We start from the raw sequence: 14,660 nt of genomic DNA on the forward strand, positions 1-14,660 counted from the left end.
ACTCCTTTTCACAACAAAGAATTATTGGATTGTTTCACGCGTGAGATAATACACAATCGCATTAGAATCTAAAATTTCATTTATCCTTATAGCGAGATTCTTTTCATACACCATTACTTCGCCTTTGCCAATCACCCTTCCATTGACAAATGTCTCAATGCTCTCACCTGCGGGCTTGTTTAAATCAATAATAGAGCCTTTTTCAAAGCGCAAAATCTCACCAAGTGGAATCTTCGTGCTCCCCAATTCAGCGTTAAAAATCACTTCCATATCAAGTAAGCCGTTGTAGTTTTGCATCATATCTTCTAAGTAGGTCGCCAACTCGACTTCTTTAGGAGTGTGAATGCGTTGTTTATCTAAGATTGTATCCCCACCTGCCATAGAATGCTCCTTGTTATAATCTCATTGCTTCTTTACGCGTGCGAGTTGCGTATATAGATTCCGCAATGTCCTTGCTCTAGCTTAAAATGCAAACCCTTGTCATAATTTTTAATAAGTTTCACTCCTAAATACTCAGGCAATGAAATATTAAAGCTCTTCTCTCCTGCATCTTGGGCTAACACCTTTGCGTGCCCTACGATAAGGTTTGTAAGCTCTTTTGCCATATCCTCCAATGCTTGGTCATCTGGGTCATCATCACCCAAAAAGTCCTCGCACACTATTCGTAAAAAGGGCTTATCAAAAAGCAAAAACACCACATCTTGCATTGTTTTGTTTTCACTATCAAGTGTATCTATACGCGTAAGATAGCCTTTTTTTAACGGCAGTATAGAATCTTGCGGTTCTTTGGCAATGCTGTTTTTCATCACCTCGATAAAACTTTGGCGAATAAGTTGAAAGCTATCCATTTTGTATTCCTTAGACAATAAAATTCACAAAAAATCCTTGCCATTATACCTAAACTTTTTGCGTAATATTTTTTATCTTGGCTTAAAATTTTGTTTATTATGACATAAATCACTCACAAAACACTCTAAACACTGCGGATTAAGTGCTTTACAAATGTATCGTCCAAAAAGCACAAACGCTTGATGAAGCATAGAGAGATTGTCTTTAAAAAGTGCGCTAAGCTCAGATTCTGTCTCAAGCGCGCTTTTAGCATTGCTTAGCCCAAGCCTATGCGAAACGCGAAAGCAATGCGTATCAACCGCCATATAATTCGCCTCAAAAAACTCAATAAGCACCACATTTGCAGTCTTTTGTCCTACTCCTGCAAGCGATTTTAGTTCCTCTTGTGTAGTGGGAATCTCCCCGCCAAAATCACTCATCACCTGCATTGCCATTTTTTTGAGATTGCTTGCTTTATTATTAAAAAAACTCACAGATTTAATGAGCTCTTTAATCTCATCAATGTCTGCGCTTGCAAGAGTAGCGGGGTTTGGATATTTCTTAAAAAGTGCTGGTGTTACGATATTTACGCGTTTATCAGTGCATTGGGCTGAGAGCATCACACATACTAAGAGTTCATATATATTTGCATAGACCAGCTCTGTTTTGGCGTTTTTGTATTGTTGTAAAAATCGCTTTTTAATCTCTTTAACACGCGCATTAGAGACTTTGGCGCGTGGTTTTTGGAGATTTTTAGATGATGTTTTTGGATTTTTTTGTGTTTTCATTACTTGACAATCCTCGTGCTCAATTTTGCGTATTTTTGTAGCATTATAGTGTATTTTGGATATTTAGGAATCATTTTTGATTGCAAAGGTGCATTTAGTTTAGTTTAGTTTAGTTTAGTATAATCTACACTTTGTATCTCAATATTAAAAGGATTATTATGAAATCTTATACCACAAAAGCCATTGTTTTACTAGGAATTGTCATCGTGCTGTGTCTCCCACTAGCACTTATTTATGATATGCTAAACGATAGAAAAAAAAATGAAATAGTAGCCATAGAAAGTATCGCTCGCTCCTATGGCAAGGAGCAACAAATTTCAACCCCTTATCTCGTTATGCCTTATATAGGGACAACAGCAAATGGTCGCTATCTTGCGGGATTAGCCGTGATTGGAGCAAAAGAAGCGCAAAGCAGTATTGATTTAAAAGATAAAGTCAAAAAACGCGGAATCTACCGTGCCCTTGTGTATGAAGCACAGGCACAGCTTTCCTTGCATTATGACTTAGAGGAGTTTATGCAGGCAACCAAGAATCGAGGGTTCAACATCAGTCATTTAGAATATGCACAGGCCTATTTATATTTTCGTATGGACGAAAGCGCAGAGCTTAAAATCACTAATACAAAAAATAATCAAATCCTTTCATTTAGAACCCGCAAAGACAACGATAACATTAACTTTGTAGTTCTACCTTTTGCCATAGATAGAGATAGGCAAGTAGATGTTGCTCTTGAATTGGAGTTTAAGGGCTCTTCATCATTCACATTTATCCCTATGGCTGAGAGTGAAAAAATTCACATCACCTCAACTTGGAGTAATCTTTCTTACACAGGATTGCTCCCTGATGAATATGCACAAAATGCAGATTCTGGTGCGTTTTATGAGGTAAGCAAATTACCTACTTACCTTAATGTGGATAGTTTAGATGTGCTAATGATTCACGCTACCAATGAGAGTTATAGCGATGGACGGGCTAATTATGTCGGGGTAAATCTTCTTGATTCTATCACGCAATACCGCCTTATTGAGCGCAGTATCAAATATGGCGTGTTATTTGTGCTTTTGACGCTTTCATTGCTCTTTGTCTGTGATGTAGGGACGAAAAAATCACTCCATATCTTGCAATATGGTATTATTGGTGCGTCATTAGTGGCATTTTATTTACTTCTACTCTCTTTATCCGAGCAGATTGGATTCTCTCTTGCTTACATTTTTGCAGCACTTTGTGTCATCGTGCCTATATCGCTGTATAGTTTTGGAATCTTGGGTGATAAGAAATTTTCCATAATCGTTGGTGGCTCACTTGGTGCGATGTATCTCGTGCTTTTTGGAATCTTAAAGATTGAAAACTACTCATTGCTATTAGGCAGTATATTAGTGATGACTGTGCTCTATGCGATGATGTATTTCACGCGCAACTTACATAGAGGATAAAGGGAAAAAGAGGACAATGAATGAAACTATCATCAACATTGAGCGAGCGATTCTCTCCTCGATTTTTATGTCCCCGAGTAATTACGAGGACATCGCCTCGCTCATCACACATAAAGACTTTGTCCTCCCCATTCACGCCAAAATTTTTGAGTTAATGGGGGAATGCGAAAAACTCCAACTCCCCATTGATGAAAAAATCATTTTACAACGCGCTCAAGGCAAGCTCAAAGAATCTGATATTGCCGAGATTCACTCCATTAGCCCCATTGTCAATCTCTCCGCGTATGCACAAGAGATTAAAAAATCTTCACTCAAACGCGCTTTAGGGGAGCTAGCAAATCTCTTGCGCGAACAATCTACAAACACAGCCATAGGCGTAGAGGAAATCATCAACACCATAGAATCTCGTGTGAATGACATTGCTATTGGCAACATAACGGGCAAGGGCTTTGAAGACTCCAAACAAATCGCACAAAAAACCATACAATCCCTAGAAGAGCTAAAAAGTCGTGGCAATGCGTTAGCTGGTATAAGCACGGGCTTTAGCGAGCTCAATCATATTACCACAGGGCTCAATAAGGGTGATTTGATTATCATTGGTGCGCGCCCATCAATGGGGAAGACTTCGCTCGCACTTAATATCACACAAAATATTTTAGATTCTGGTGTTGGGGTGGCGATTTTTAGCCTTGAGATGCCATCAACCCAACTAATGCTACGAATGCTAAGCTCGCTAAGTGGTATCCCTATGCAAATTTTGCGAGATGCAAGGCTTGAGGATTATCAATGGGAAAAATTAAGCCAAGTGAGCAACAAAATAAGCGCGCAACCGCTTTTTATCAATGATGAAAGCAACCTTAATATCGCGCTTTTACGCTCTAAACTCCGCGCTCTTAAAAAGCAATACAAAGATGTCGGTGTGGCAATAATAGATTACCTCCAACTAATGCAAGGGGATAGAAGTCTGGGTAAAAATGTGGAAATTAGTGATATTTCGCGTGGGTTAAAGACACTTGCAAGAGAGCTAGAAATGCCGATAATCGCACTCTCTCAGCTTAATCGCTCCGTAGAAGGACGCGATGATAAACGCCCTATCCTTTCAGATTTGCGAGATTCTGGGGCGATTGAGCAAGATGCAGATATGATATTTTTCCTCTACCGCGATGATGTATATAAACGGCGTGAGGATAAGGAGCGATTAGCAAGGCTTAAAAAAGAGGGCAAGGATAAGGACTTTAAGCCAGAATACGAGGAGCGTGAGATTGAGCCTGCTGAAATCATCGTAGCAAAAAACCGCAACGGCGAGACAAAGACCGTGCATATTCAATTTCGCAAAAAATTTATGCGTTTTGAGAATCCTGAAGAGCCACTAGATTCTAATTACCAACCCACAAAAATGGAATATCCCTCAAACCAATACGAACCCTCGCTTGCTAAAGATGAGCTAATGAAAACTATTGAAAACTTGTAATTTGGTGTTACGCACATTCCCCCAAATTGCGGGGGAATGTGGATTAAAGACTAGGCTTTGGAGTTTTATCTGTAATGTTTGGTAGTTGTGGATAAGTAACTACGGGCTTTTTGCCTGTGAGTGAGCGCAAGAAAGATTCTATGGCTTGTGCTTCTTTATCGCTTAGTTTTATATCAAGTTGGATTTTCCCCATTTCTTTAATGGCTTCTTGCAAACTCCAAATCTTCCCATTATGGAAATATGGGGCAGTTTGTGCGATATTTCTTAGCGTTGGGGCTTTTACCATACCATCTTTATCGCCTTTAAAATCCCCGACATTAGCGTATTTATATTTTCCAGCCACTTCAAAAGCCTGCATAGAACCACCGAGATTCACCCCGCTATGGCAACTCACACAACCCTTATCAATAAAGAGCTTTAAGCCCTCTTTTTCCTGTGCGTTAAGTGCATTTTCCTTGCCACGCAAAAACTCATCAAACCTTGAAGGCGTAATCAAAGTGCGCTCAAATGTAGCAATCGCATCAGCAATATTATCAAATGTTACACCGCTGCCATAGACTTTTTTAAACTCATTGACATACTCAGGCATTGAAGCAATTCTTTTGACTGCTAAGCTTGATGGCGCAGCCATTTCTGCGTTATCTTGGATAGGTCCTTTTGCTTGCTCTTTTAAGTCTTTCGCCCTCCCGTCCCAAAACTGCACTCCATTAAGCACAGAATTATACACCGTTGGGGAGTTTAGATGGTGAGGGTTTGCGCTCCATTTATGCCCTATGGCAGCTTCTACACCATCGATTCCGCCAAATCCTAAATTATGGCAAGTATTACACGAGATAATCCCGCTTGCGCTTAATCGTGGCTCAAAATAAAGTTTCTTTCCAAGCTCAGCCTTTGCCTCACTAAAAGCACTGAATTTTACGCCATTTTCCTTTAAAATCGCTTCAACCTCTTTTTGATTATTTGGCAATGGGGCTAGCCCGACATCTTTTGCTTGCTGTAAGAGAGGATTCCCAAAAGCAAAAGAGCAACTTAACATTAACACTACACTTGATGATAGAATACCTTTTTTCATCATTCCTTTTCTCCTTGTTTGTTGATTTGCAAGTTTATGGATATAAACTTGCAAATAAATTTTATCATAAATATAAGCATTTTGATAAAATCTCATAATCAGCTACATACTAAAAAGATACACCAAGCGGAATGCTCTTTGCTTTTTAGTCCTTAAACGCTCTGTTTATTTATGGAAGTTTTTGTATTTTAAGGAGATAGAATGAACGCAAGTATGGTAGCAAAGCGGATAAAACTTTTCATCGCACTTCTTTTTTGTATCTCGCCACTATGGGCGCAGAAGATTTCTGATTTAGCACAAATTGTCGGCATTAGAGATAATTCACTTGTAGGCTATGGCTTAGTCATAGGGCTAAATGGCACAGGCGATAAAAACGGCTCGAAATTCACAATGCAAAGTATGGCAAATATGCTTGAGAGTATGAATGTCAAGCTCTCGGCAAATGATATTAAATCAAAAAATGTTGCCGCTGTAATGGTAACGGCAAAAATGCCTCCATTCGCTAGGGCTGGCGACAAGATTGATATACAAGTCTCCTCTATCGGCGATGCGAAGTCTATCAATGGTGGCACACTCGTGCTTACGCCATTAAGCGCAGTCGATGGCAACATTTATGCTCTAGCGCAAGGCGCAATCACACTTGGAGAAACTTCAAACTCGCTATCAGGCACGCTTATTGGCGGAGCGACTATCGAGCGTGAGATAAGCTATAATATCGCTACACAAGATAGCGCGACACTAAGCCTGAAAAAATCAAGCCTCCAAAACGCACTTAAAATGCAACAAAAACTCAACGAAACATTTAATGAATATGTGGCAAATGCGCTCGATTCTCGCACAATCAAACTCAAAAAGCCAGAGCAAATGAGTATGGTAGAGTTTTTGGCACTTGTAGAGGAAGTAGAGATTGATTATGTGCAAAAGCAAAAAGTCGTTATTGATGAGAAAAGTGGGACCATTGTCGCTGGGTTAAGCATTACCATTGAGCCTATTATCATCACACACGGCGAGCTCACCATTAAGATTTCTGATGAGGAGCAAAGCGACCCAGACGCAGTCTCGCTAGGCGATGATATAAGCATCTCACAAGCGCAAAATACTCTCTCAACTAATGGCAAAAAACCAACCGTGGCAAATGTCGTGCGTGCATTGCAAAAAATGGGCGCAAGTCCCAAAAATATCATCTCAATCTTAGAGACAATGAAACGCAGTGGTGCTATCAGCGCAGAAATCGAAGTGATTTAAAACTATAAAGGAATTCTAATGACCATAGACACGCAAAGCACACTCAATGCGTATAATCAAAGCACACAAAGCAACGCATTAGAGAATCTAGAAATGCGCGCTAAAATGGCGCAAGCAAAAAATGCTATGCGACAAGAGCTACAAGGCACAGATTCTAAAACTAGCCTAGAAAAAATGCGCCAAGATGAGGACGCAAAACTACGAGAGCAAACAGATAACTTTGAAGCAATCTTACTCCAAATAATGCTAAAAGACGCAATCAAAAATGAAAATCCGCTCTACCCCAAGCAACCCGGGAGCGATATTTATCACTCAATGTATTTAGAAAATCTCGCAGATTCTCTAAGCGGGGATTTTGGATATAGTGAGCTTTTGTTTAACTACCTTAAAGATTTGCAAAAATAATGACTGAAAGCCTCATAAACCAAAACATTATTAAGAATTTAGATTCTAAAGACAAGCAAGAAGTTCTCAACCTTCTAAAAGTGCTTATTGACAACACACACGAGGCAGAAGCGCAATTTAATGAATTAAAAAAAATCTATGATGATGTGCTAGAGCTCCTCCCCGATGCGATTTGGATTTTAGAATCTACTTTGGAGATGTATTATCAAAACAAACCATCTTACGCCCTTACACATATTTTAGAAATCATCAAAAAAAATATCCTCCCACACACCAGACAAGAAAGCGAATTGGAGTATAAAGGAAACACTTACCTCTATAAAGTGGATTTTCTCTCAAACAAAATTGTCATCACCGCCATTGACATAACTGCCCAAAAGCGTCAAGAGCGACTTGCTTCAATGGGGACAATCTCTGCACACTTAGCCCACGAAATCCGCAATCCTGTGGGCTCAATCTCACTACTTACTGCGAGCTTGCTTAAGCGCGGGGATAATGTAACTATGCCTATTGCTATGGAGATTAAAAAGTCCATTTGGCGCATTGAGCGACTAATTAACGCGACATTGCTTTTTTCAAAAGGCATTAGCATAAGCAAAAAATCACACACACTTGGCGAGATTAAGACAGAAATTACGCAATCTATCGCTTCTTACACATACACCAAAGAAATCGCCTTTGATTTTATGCTTGATGAGGGCGTAGAAATATTTGTAGATTTTGACCTCTTTATCATCGTGTTACAAAATTTTATTTTTAATGCCATTGATGCGATTGAGGAGGGAGAATGCGAAAATGGACTTATACGCGTAAAATACACTAAAGAGCAGCACAAAAGTGCGTTTTTCATCAGCGATAATGGCAAAAAAATTGAAAATGAGGACATTCTCTTTGAGCCGTTTAAAACTACCAAACTCAAAGGCAACGGACTTGGGCTTGCATTAAGCAAGCAGATTATTGACGCACACGGCGGAGAAGTGCGATTGCAATCACAAAAAGATTCTAAAACTTTCATCATACAAATCCCAAATGAAAATACTCTCTCATAAGGAGCGAATAATGGTAAAAATCTATGGCATCAAAAATTGTGGCAGTGTGAAAAAAGCCCTTGATACACTTAATGCAAATGGTGTGAAATATGAGTTTATCGACTTTAAAACCACCGCGCCAAGCAAAGAGCAAATAGCGCAATGGGTAAGCACAGCGGGCATTGAAATAGTGCTTAACACAAAAGGGCAGACTTACAAAAAGTTGGGGTTAAAAGATAAAAACCTTAATGAAACACAAAAAATAGAGGCAATGCACCAATCGCCAAATCTTATCAAGCGACCCGTAATTGAAATTATCCAATCAAACAAAGTAGAGAATCTTATTATAGGATTTAATGAAGATACAATAAGCAGTATCAAGTAATTGTAATACAAAGGAGAACAAAGCCTAGAAGATTCTAGGCTTTGAATGAGACTATCTAAATCTCCTAGTGGGGTTTAGTTTAAAAGTCTTAAGATATTTTGTTGCACTGCGTTAGCTTGAGCAAGCGCGTAGCTACCAGATTGTGCCAAAATATTAAGCTTAGTAAATTCTGAGCTCTCACCAGCGAAATCCACCTCACGAATGTTAGACTCAGCAGCCTTCACATTCACTTGCGTTACGCTAATGTTATTTACTGTGCTTATCATTTGTTGTTGCACAGAACCTAAGTCCGCACGCACTCTATCGAGCATTTTGATACCAGATTCTGCAATGTCCATAACCACCATCGCACCGCGTAACGAAGTAACACCCGCACCAAGGTCAGTAGCTTCATTGATAAACATACCATTGTAGTTTCCACCAGCCGCAGAGCGAGTATCTGTGCCGAAGTTTCCTGTAACATCACGAAGGTTTACAGTCTCTTGGGCTTGTTTTTGTCCGTTATCAGCGTCATAACCTGTCGCAGAGATGTTTGCTCCACTAACGATAATATCTCTTGCGTCTGTTCGCACGAGTGAGAGACGACCCATATTGATATTCCCACCTGTGCCGTTTTTCTTCATCATAATGTTGTAGTTACCATTGACTGTTTCAATCGCTAGAGGGTCTGCTTTTTTGCCTTGCTCACCAGCCTTACCCGTAATACCAAAGATAATCCCGCGTCCATCGATACTTCGTAGGTTTAGACGACCCACATTATCTGTATAAGCCTCCACACCTGTATCTTGAGTAACCGCGTTAATCGCTGAAACCAAACGACCATCGCTATCGTTATCTTTAATACCAATAATATCGCCGATAGATTGTCCATTGATATGCACCCCACCTAGGCTACCAGCTTTAATCGCTTTATCACTTGTAGTAATAACACTTGCAAAGCCACGCACACCTGTTTTATCACTATTTTTGTTGATAATCTCAGCCAACGCGCCAAGCCCTGTGCCCGCAGAAGTAGAAACAATCACAGATTCCAAAACCACATCATTGATACCATCAACATTTTTAAATGTTACTTGCACATTTCCTGTCGATGTAACCACTTGACCTGTTTCGATTCTCGTTTGACCGATTTTACTACTTACCGCTGCACCAATAGAAGCCTTGATACTTTGGTTTGAATACGCACCCACTTGGAATTCTTTGTTAGAGAATGTTCCAGCAAGCAATGCAAGACCATTGTAAGTTGTTGTGTTACCAATGTTGTCCAAACTCTCAATCAAGCGTCTAATGTCTGATTGAATCGCTTGACGCGATTGTTTAGATTGTCCATCTTGCGCCGCTTGGACAGCTTTAGTTTTGATGGTGTCGAGGATTTTTGTTTGCTCCGACATCGCTTTATCCGCGATTTGGATAATCCCCATACCATCGTTCGTGTTTCTAATCGCTTGTCCTAACGCGTTTGCCTGTGAGCTCAAGCTATCGGCAATCAACATACCAGAAGCGTCATCTGCTGCTTTGTTAATGCGAAGACCTGAACTCAACTTTTCCAACGAATTCTTAATACCCGTTTGGGTAAAAACTCCCATAACATGCGCATTCATTGCGTTAATGTTAGTATTGACCTGAAAAGCCATTTTTTACTCCTTGTGTTTAAATCTTGCGCTTCCGTGCGACAAGTTGTAGTCTAAATCGGGCGAATAAATAAAACTTTAATGGAATTTTGGTAAAATTGCACTAATTTCTACAAAAGGCAAAGATATGAAAATCCCTTTTATTAACCTAAACGCGCAGTATAGAGCCTACAAAGAAGAGATTGATAAGGCTATGGAAAATGTCTTAGATTCTACCCAATATATAATGGGCGATGATATGAATGCGTTGCAAGAGGAGCTTAGCGCATTTTGTGGTGCGAAATACACTCGCGTGGTATCTAGCGGGACAGACGCGCTTTTGCTAAGCCTTATGGCACTTGACATTAAAGAAGGCGATGAAGTCATCACCACGCCATTTACTTTCATCGCCACTGCGGAAATGATAGCATTACTTGGTGGCAAGCCTGTATTTATAGATATAGATGAGCACACTTATAATATCAACCCTGCAAATTTAGAATCCGCCATAACGCCCCGCACAAAAGCAATAATCCCCGTAAGTCTCTATGGACTATGCGCGGATATGGAGAGCATTAACGCTATTGCAGATTCTCATAAGATTTCCGTAATCGAAGATGGTTGCCAAAGTTTTGGAGCAAAATATAAGGGGAGATTCTCGTGCAATCTCTCTACCATTGGCACGACAAGTTTCTTCCCCTCAAAGCCACTTGGATGCTATGGCGATGGAGGTGCGGTGTTTTGCAATGATGAGAATCTTGATAGCAAAATTGGCTCACTGCTTAATCACGGACAAACTGCGCGCTATGTGCATAAATACATCGGGCTTAATGCACGGCTTGATTCTATCCAATGTGCGGTTTTGCGCGTGAAGCTCAAGCACTTTGCCAAAGAATGTGAAGTGCGAACGCAAAAAGCACAGCACTACGGCAATAATTTAAAAAATCTTATCCTGCCAACTATCGCACAGGACTATGAAAGCGTGTATGCGCAATATTCCGTGCGCCTTAATGCAAATATCTCTAAAGAGGGGGCGAGAGAGCGTGTATGCGAGCAACTCAACCAAAAAGGCGTGCCAACCGCCGTGCATTACCCCATTCCCCTGCATTTGCAAGAATCTTTGCGCCCTCTTGGGTATAAAGAGGGGGATTTCCCCGTGAGCGAAAAAATCGCAAAAGAAATCTTTTCACTTCCCTTTAGTGCCTTTCTCTCACAAGAAGAGCAAGATTACATTATACAAACACTTAATGACATCACAGATTCCCTAAAATAATGTTATAAGGCAGAGAATGGAAAATAAAGTTGTGCAAATCGGGCTTTTAGGCATTGGCAAAATGGGGCAAAACCACCTACGCAACCTCAATATGCTAAAAAATGTCGAAGTGGGATTTATCTATGATGTCAATAAGGAGTTGCTGGAAAAAACCGCCAAAGAATTTTCTTTGAAAGCCTTGCACGATGAAAGTGAGCTAGAATCTGCACTAAGCGCAAGTGATGGTGCGATTATCGTTACGCCGACATTTACGCATTATGACTATATCCAAAAAGTCGCCAATCATACCAAACATATCTTTGTCGAAAAGCCCCTAACAGACACGCTTGAGACCACACAAACAATCGTAGAAATAGCAAAGCAAAAAAATCTCAACATTCAAGTGGGCTTCATAGAGCGATATAATCCCGCTATCAACACGCTTAAAAAACTTCTTAAAAACTCCGCGAGAATCTTTAACATTGACTTTACCCGCACCAATAAAATGAGCAACCGCATAACCGATGTCGATGTGGTAATGGATTTGATGATTCACGATATTGATTTGAGTTTGCTTTTTAATGGTGAAGTTGAGGAAATCCACGCGCACGGCGTAGTAATGAATGGAATCATCGAATACGCGCGTGCGAATCTCACGCACAAAAATGGCTCTTTTAGCACCATTACTGCCTCACGCGTAACCGAAAAGAGAATCCGCCAAATCAGCGTAACTTGTGAGGATATGTATGTGGATTGCAATCTTTTAAGCAAAGAAGTGCTTGTCAATAAACAAACCCTAGAGCAACACTTGCATAACATTTCAATTTCTTCTCGCTCAGAATCTATCGAGGTGCGCGCACAAGAAGCGTTGCTTTTAGAATTGCTTGATTTTAGTGAAATGGTGCGAGGCAAGACATTGCAAACGCGCCCACCTAATGAAATAGATGGAGAAAATGCGATGCTTATAGCAAGCCAAATCCAAAAACTTATCCACCAAAAAAACAACTAAGGAGAAAAAATGAGTATATCACCACAAAACACACAAACCAACCAAAAAGCAAAAGAAATCTTTTTGTGCTCGATTTGCAATGTAACATCAGGCAACTGCGCAGAAGACTGCAAATACTGCACGCAATCCTCGCATTACAACACAGGCATAAACACCTATAAAAATAAGCCAATAGAGGAGATTCTCAAAGAAGCAAGGACACTAGCAGAATATGGTGCGCTTGGGTTTTGCTTGGTTACTTCAGGACGCGGATTAGATTCTAAAAAATGTGAATATATCGCCAAAGCCGCTAACGCCATTAAAAAGGCTGATTTGGGATTGCATATTATCGCGTGCTGTGGGAGGGCGGATTTAGATTCCCTCAAATATCTCAAAAAAAATGGCGTGGATAGCTACAACCACAACTTAGAAAGCGCACAGGAGTTTTTTAGCCAGATTTGTAGCACGCACACTTGGACGGAGCGATTTGAGACTTGTGAAAATACCTTGCGTGCAGAGCTTGGATTATGTAGCGGGGGAATCTTTGGGCTTGGGGAGAGCTGGGAGCATAGAATTAGCTTGCTAAAGTCCCTCCAATCTCTTACCCCACACTCAAGCCCTATCAACTTTTACATTGCCAACCCAAATTTACCGCTTGGCACAAAAAAGCTAAGCAAACAAGAAGCCTTAGAATGCGTGATTCTCGCTAGAGAATACTTGCCAAAAACGCGCTTAATGATAGCAGGCGGGAGAGAACATATCTTTGGCAAGAATCAAAAAGCTCTCTATGACTGCGGGATAAATGCCGTAGTGCTAGGAGACTACCTCACTACGCAAGGGGAAGCACCAAAAAACGATGTCGCGCGTCTGCGCTCGTATGGCTATGTGCCCGCACTGAGTTGCCATTAAAGCTAACATCATAGATTGTAAGTGATTTTGTTTTATAGAAGTTTTGTCAAAAGCCGTGAGAATCAAAAATCACCCTAGCCTAAAAGCTAGGGTTATAGTGCGTTTGTGTTTTGTTACGCCTTTTTCTCGCTTACGATTTCTACGATATTATCCCCCACCATTAGCGCGATTTTTTCCATAAATTCTGCAGGGCTTGTAAATCCTACGCACGAGCAGTTTATCTCGCCTAGCACATATTTATCCTTGCCCGCAGAATCTGTATCGAGGATAAAATCCGCCGTCCAAATGAGTGGCAAGTCATAGTTGCCAAGCTTTTGGCGAATCTCAGGCAACTGCGCTAAAAACCAATCAATCAAACTCTGCCAATCTTTTGGCTCATCATAGCGGTATTTCGCCCCGCTAAAGAGTGTCGCAGAGAACGCATCTCCGCCTTCAGCTGGCTTTTTATGCACGACATACACAGGCGTTTTATACAGCATTAGGATTCTAATCTCACCCTCTTTAATGCGTGGCAAAAATGTCATATCCACAAGCATTCCATTATCGCCCTTTAGATACGCTTCACAAAAATCCATAAACTCGCCTAGTTGGCGGTTTTCGCTGTGGTTGTCTTTTGCCTCTGTGCAGATGATTTTGGTATCAAGAGGTAGCGAATCCACCTTGCCATATTCGCTAGAAGATTCTAGACGCACGCGCCAGATTCCCTCGCCTGTGGAGCCACGATTTTGCTTTAGCACGCGCTCGCCCTTTGCCAAAGTTTTGGGGAAATTTTTCTTAAAGTCGTGCTCGCCACCTGCTTCCCATTTCACGCCGATTCTCGCTGCTTCGTTTGGCTCATAATACGCTAGCGTATCTGTTGGCACAAGCTCGGTATTGCGGAGCTTGGTAAGCGCGTCTTTTGCGCCATAGCCTATCATCGCATCAGGGTGAGGCATACCCACTAGCCCCGCATCACAGAGTTTGCGAAGCACATCAAAGTAGAGTTTTTCCTCTTTTAAGTTGCCCGGATTCACACGAGAGACATAGCCATCAAACTTGCCTTTTGCTTCCTCATAGATTTTATTGCGCACAGATTCATCGCGCAAAATCTCATCGGTAAAAAAGATTACCTCTGCATTCCAACCCTTTGCTTTAAGCGCATTTACCATAGGCATCGTGTCTTTACGATACCCATCAGGTCCTTTGTCGCTTCCGCCCTTTGCTTCAAAAAATACAATGCTCTTTTTCATTGCCAACTCCTTAAAAA

At 40.9% G+C, this 14,660-nt stretch carries 15 protein-coding genes; 9 read left to right on the forward strand and 6 right to left on the reverse strand.

The features are described 5' to 3' along the window. Positions 1 to 21: 21 nt before the first annotated feature. The 3 genes from fliN to nth form a co-directional block, all read right to left on the reverse strand. Positions 22 to 381 carry a flagellar motor switch protein FliN gene (gene fliN / locus ACWIUJ_RS06105; RefSeq protein WP_454150807.1) on the reverse strand — a complete coding sequence of 120 codons (360 nt, stop codon included), beginning with the start codon at positions 379 to 381 and terminating at the stop codon, positions 22 to 24. Between the two features lie 32 nt (positions 382 to 413). Continuing rightward, positions 414 to 848 carry a chemotaxis protein CheX gene (locus ACWIUJ_RS06110; protein ID WP_454150805.1) on the reverse strand — a complete coding sequence of 145 codons (435 nt, stop codon included), beginning with the start codon at positions 846 to 848 and terminating at the stop codon, positions 414 to 416. A gap of 72 nt (positions 849 to 920) precedes the next feature. Next, a complete protein-coding gene (gene nth / locus ACWIUJ_RS06115) occupies positions 921 to 1,616 on the reverse strand; it encodes an endonuclease III (protein WP_454169632.1) in 696 nt (231 codons plus the stop codon). A gap of 158 nt (positions 1,617 to 1,774) precedes the next feature. Between nth and creD the strand changes: the two genes are divergently transcribed. Together creD and dnaB are read left to right on the forward strand one after the other, a co-directional pair. Further along, a complete protein-coding gene (gene creD, locus ACWIUJ_RS06120) occupies positions 1,775 to 3,049 on the forward strand; it encodes a cell envelope integrity protein CreD (RefSeq protein WP_454169634.1) in 1,275 nt (424 codons plus the stop codon). A gap of 16 nt (positions 3,050 to 3,065) precedes the next feature. After that, positions 3,066 to 4,520 (forward strand): replicative DNA helicase, encoded by a 1,455-nt coding sequence (gene dnaB / locus ACWIUJ_RS06125; protein ID WP_454169636.1) that lies wholly within the window; start codon positions 3,066 to 3,068, stop codon positions 4,518 to 4,520. 43 nt (positions 4,521 to 4,563) lie between these two features. Here the strand turns inward: dnaB and ACWIUJ_RS06130 are convergent, their stop codons facing one another. Then, on the reverse strand, positions 4,564 to 5,595 hold the full coding sequence (locus ACWIUJ_RS06130; protein WP_454169638.1) for a cytochrome-c peroxidase: 1,032 nt from the start codon (positions 5,593 to 5,595) through the stop codon (positions 4,564 to 4,566). Positions 5,596 to 5,793: 198 nt separating this feature from the next. On the opposite strand from ACWIUJ_RS06130, the gene ACWIUJ_RS06135 reads away from it, so the two are divergent. The 4 genes from ACWIUJ_RS06135 to ACWIUJ_RS06150 are packed head-to-tail and all read left to right on the forward strand — an operon-like array spanning position 5,794 to position 8,655. Then, entirely contained in the window at positions 5,794 to 6,837 is a 1,044-nt protein-coding gene (locus ACWIUJ_RS06135) for a flagellar basal body P-ring protein FlgI (RefSeq protein WP_454169640.1), read from the forward strand. Positions 6,838 to 6,855: 18 nt separating this feature from the next. Continuing rightward, positions 6,856 to 7,242 (forward strand): hypothetical protein, encoded by a 387-nt coding sequence (locus tag ACWIUJ_RS06140; protein WP_454150793.1) that lies wholly within the window; start codon positions 6,856 to 6,858, stop codon positions 7,240 to 7,242. Next, positions 7,242 to 8,291: a sensor histidine kinase gene (locus ACWIUJ_RS06145; protein WP_454169642.1), complete on the forward strand. Its 1,050-nt coding sequence runs from the start codon at positions 7,242 to 7,244 to the stop codon at positions 8,289 to 8,291. The genes ACWIUJ_RS06140 and ACWIUJ_RS06145 overlap by 1 nt, the downstream gene beginning before the upstream one ends. A gap of 10 nt (positions 8,292 to 8,301) precedes the next feature. Then, the gene (locus ACWIUJ_RS06150) at positions 8,302 to 8,655 is read left to right on the forward strand and encodes an arsenate reductase family protein (RefSeq protein ID WP_454169644.1); all 354 of its coding nucleotides are present in this window, start codon (positions 8,302 to 8,304) and stop codon (positions 8,653 to 8,655) included. A 74-nt stretch (positions 8,656 to 8,729) separates the two neighbouring features. Here ACWIUJ_RS06150 and ACWIUJ_RS06155 read toward each other — a convergent pair whose 3' ends face one another. Continuing rightward, positions 8,730 to 10,289 carry a flagellin A gene (locus ACWIUJ_RS06155; RefSeq protein ID WP_454150788.1) on the reverse strand — a complete coding sequence of 520 codons (1,560 nt, stop codon included), beginning with the start codon at positions 10,287 to 10,289 and terminating at the stop codon, positions 8,730 to 8,732. A gap of 124 nt (positions 10,290 to 10,413) precedes the next feature. Here ACWIUJ_RS06155 and ACWIUJ_RS06160 point away from each other — a divergent pair, with 124 nt between their 5' ends. Genes ACWIUJ_RS06160 through ACWIUJ_RS06170 form a run of 3 tightly spaced genes read left to right on the forward strand, consistent with a single transcriptional unit; the run spans position 10,414 to position 13,414 of the window. Beyond that, complete coding sequence (locus ACWIUJ_RS06160; protein WP_454169645.1) at positions 10,414 to 11,538, forward strand: DegT/DnrJ/EryC1/StrS family aminotransferase; 1,125 nt, start codon at positions 10,414 to 10,416, stop codon at positions 11,536 to 11,538. A 16-nt stretch (positions 11,539 to 11,554) separates the two neighbouring features. Further along, a complete protein-coding gene (locus ACWIUJ_RS06165; protein ID WP_454169647.1) occupies positions 11,555 to 12,526 on the forward strand; it encodes a Gfo/Idh/MocA family protein in 972 nt (323 codons plus the stop codon). 9 nt (positions 12,527 to 12,535) lie between these two features. Beyond that, complete coding sequence (locus ACWIUJ_RS06170; protein WP_454169649.1) at positions 12,536 to 13,414, forward strand: biotin synthase; 879 nt, start codon at positions 12,536 to 12,538, stop codon at positions 13,412 to 13,414. Positions 13,415 to 13,527: 113 nt separating this feature from the next. On the opposite strand, the gene ACWIUJ_RS06175 is transcribed toward ACWIUJ_RS06170, so the two are convergent. After that, positions 13,528 to 14,643, reverse strand: coding sequence for a Cj0069 family protein (locus ACWIUJ_RS06175; RefSeq protein ID WP_454169650.1), 1,116 nt, complete (start codon positions 14,641 to 14,643; stop codon positions 13,528 to 13,530). Positions 14,644 to 14,660 lie beyond the last annotated feature (17 nt).

The sequence above is a fragment of the Helicobacter sp. 23-1046 genome (assembly GCF_053654635.1).

What these genes read in the sequence shown, in the direction of transcription:
- ACWIUJ_RS06170 (WP_454169649.1), top strand. Translation starts at nt 12,536, where the DNA reads ATGAGTATATCACCACAAAACACACAAACCAACCAAAAAGCAAAAGAA.
- ACWIUJ_RS06175 (WP_454169650.1), bottom strand. Translation starts at nt 14,643, where the DNA reads ATGAAAAAGAGCATTGTATTTTTTGAAGCAAAGGGCGGAAGCGACAAA.
- ACWIUJ_RS06135 (WP_454169640.1), top strand. Translation starts at nt 5,794, where the DNA reads ATGAACGCAAGTATGGTAGCAAAGCGGATAAAACTTTTCATCGCACTT.
- ACWIUJ_RS06110 (WP_454150805.1), bottom strand. Translation starts at nt 848, where the DNA reads ATGGATAGCTTTCAACTTATTCGCCAAAGTTTTATCGAGGTGATGAAA.
- ACWIUJ_RS06140 (WP_454150793.1), top strand. Translation starts at nt 6,856, where the DNA reads ATGACCATAGACACGCAAAGCACACTCAATGCGTATAATCAAAGCACA.
- fliN (WP_454150807.1), bottom strand. Translation starts at nt 381, where the DNA reads ATGGCAGGTGGGGATACAATCTTAGATAAACAACGCATTCACACTCCT.
- ACWIUJ_RS06160 (WP_454169645.1), top strand. Translation starts at nt 10,414, where the DNA reads ATGAAAATCCCTTTTATTAACCTAAACGCGCAGTATAGAGCCTACAAA.
- nth (WP_454169632.1), bottom strand. Translation starts at nt 1,616, where the DNA reads ATGAAAACACAAAAAAATCCAAAAACATCATCTAAAAATCTCCAAAAA.
- ACWIUJ_RS06145 (WP_454169642.1), top strand. Translation starts at nt 7,242, where the DNA reads ATGACTGAAAGCCTCATAAACCAAAACATTATTAAGAATTTAGATTCT.
- creD (WP_454169634.1), top strand. Translation starts at nt 1,775, where the DNA reads ATGAAATCTTATACCACAAAAGCCATTGTTTTACTAGGAATTGTCATC.
- ACWIUJ_RS06165 (WP_454169647.1), top strand. Translation starts at nt 11,555, where the DNA reads ATGGAAAATAAAGTTGTGCAAATCGGGCTTTTAGGCATTGGCAAAATG.
- dnaB (WP_454169636.1), top strand. Translation starts at nt 3,066, where the DNA reads ATGAATGAAACTATCATCAACATTGAGCGAGCGATTCTCTCCTCGATT.
- ACWIUJ_RS06150 (WP_454169644.1), top strand. Translation starts at nt 8,302, where the DNA reads ATGGTAAAAATCTATGGCATCAAAAATTGTGGCAGTGTGAAAAAAGCC.
- ACWIUJ_RS06155 (WP_454150788.1), bottom strand. Translation starts at nt 10,289, where the DNA reads ATGGCTTTTCAGGTCAATACTAACATTAACGCAATGAATGCGCATGTT.
- ACWIUJ_RS06130 (WP_454169638.1), bottom strand. Translation starts at nt 5,595, where the DNA reads ATGATGAAAAAAGGTATTCTATCATCAAGTGTAGTGTTAATGTTAAGT.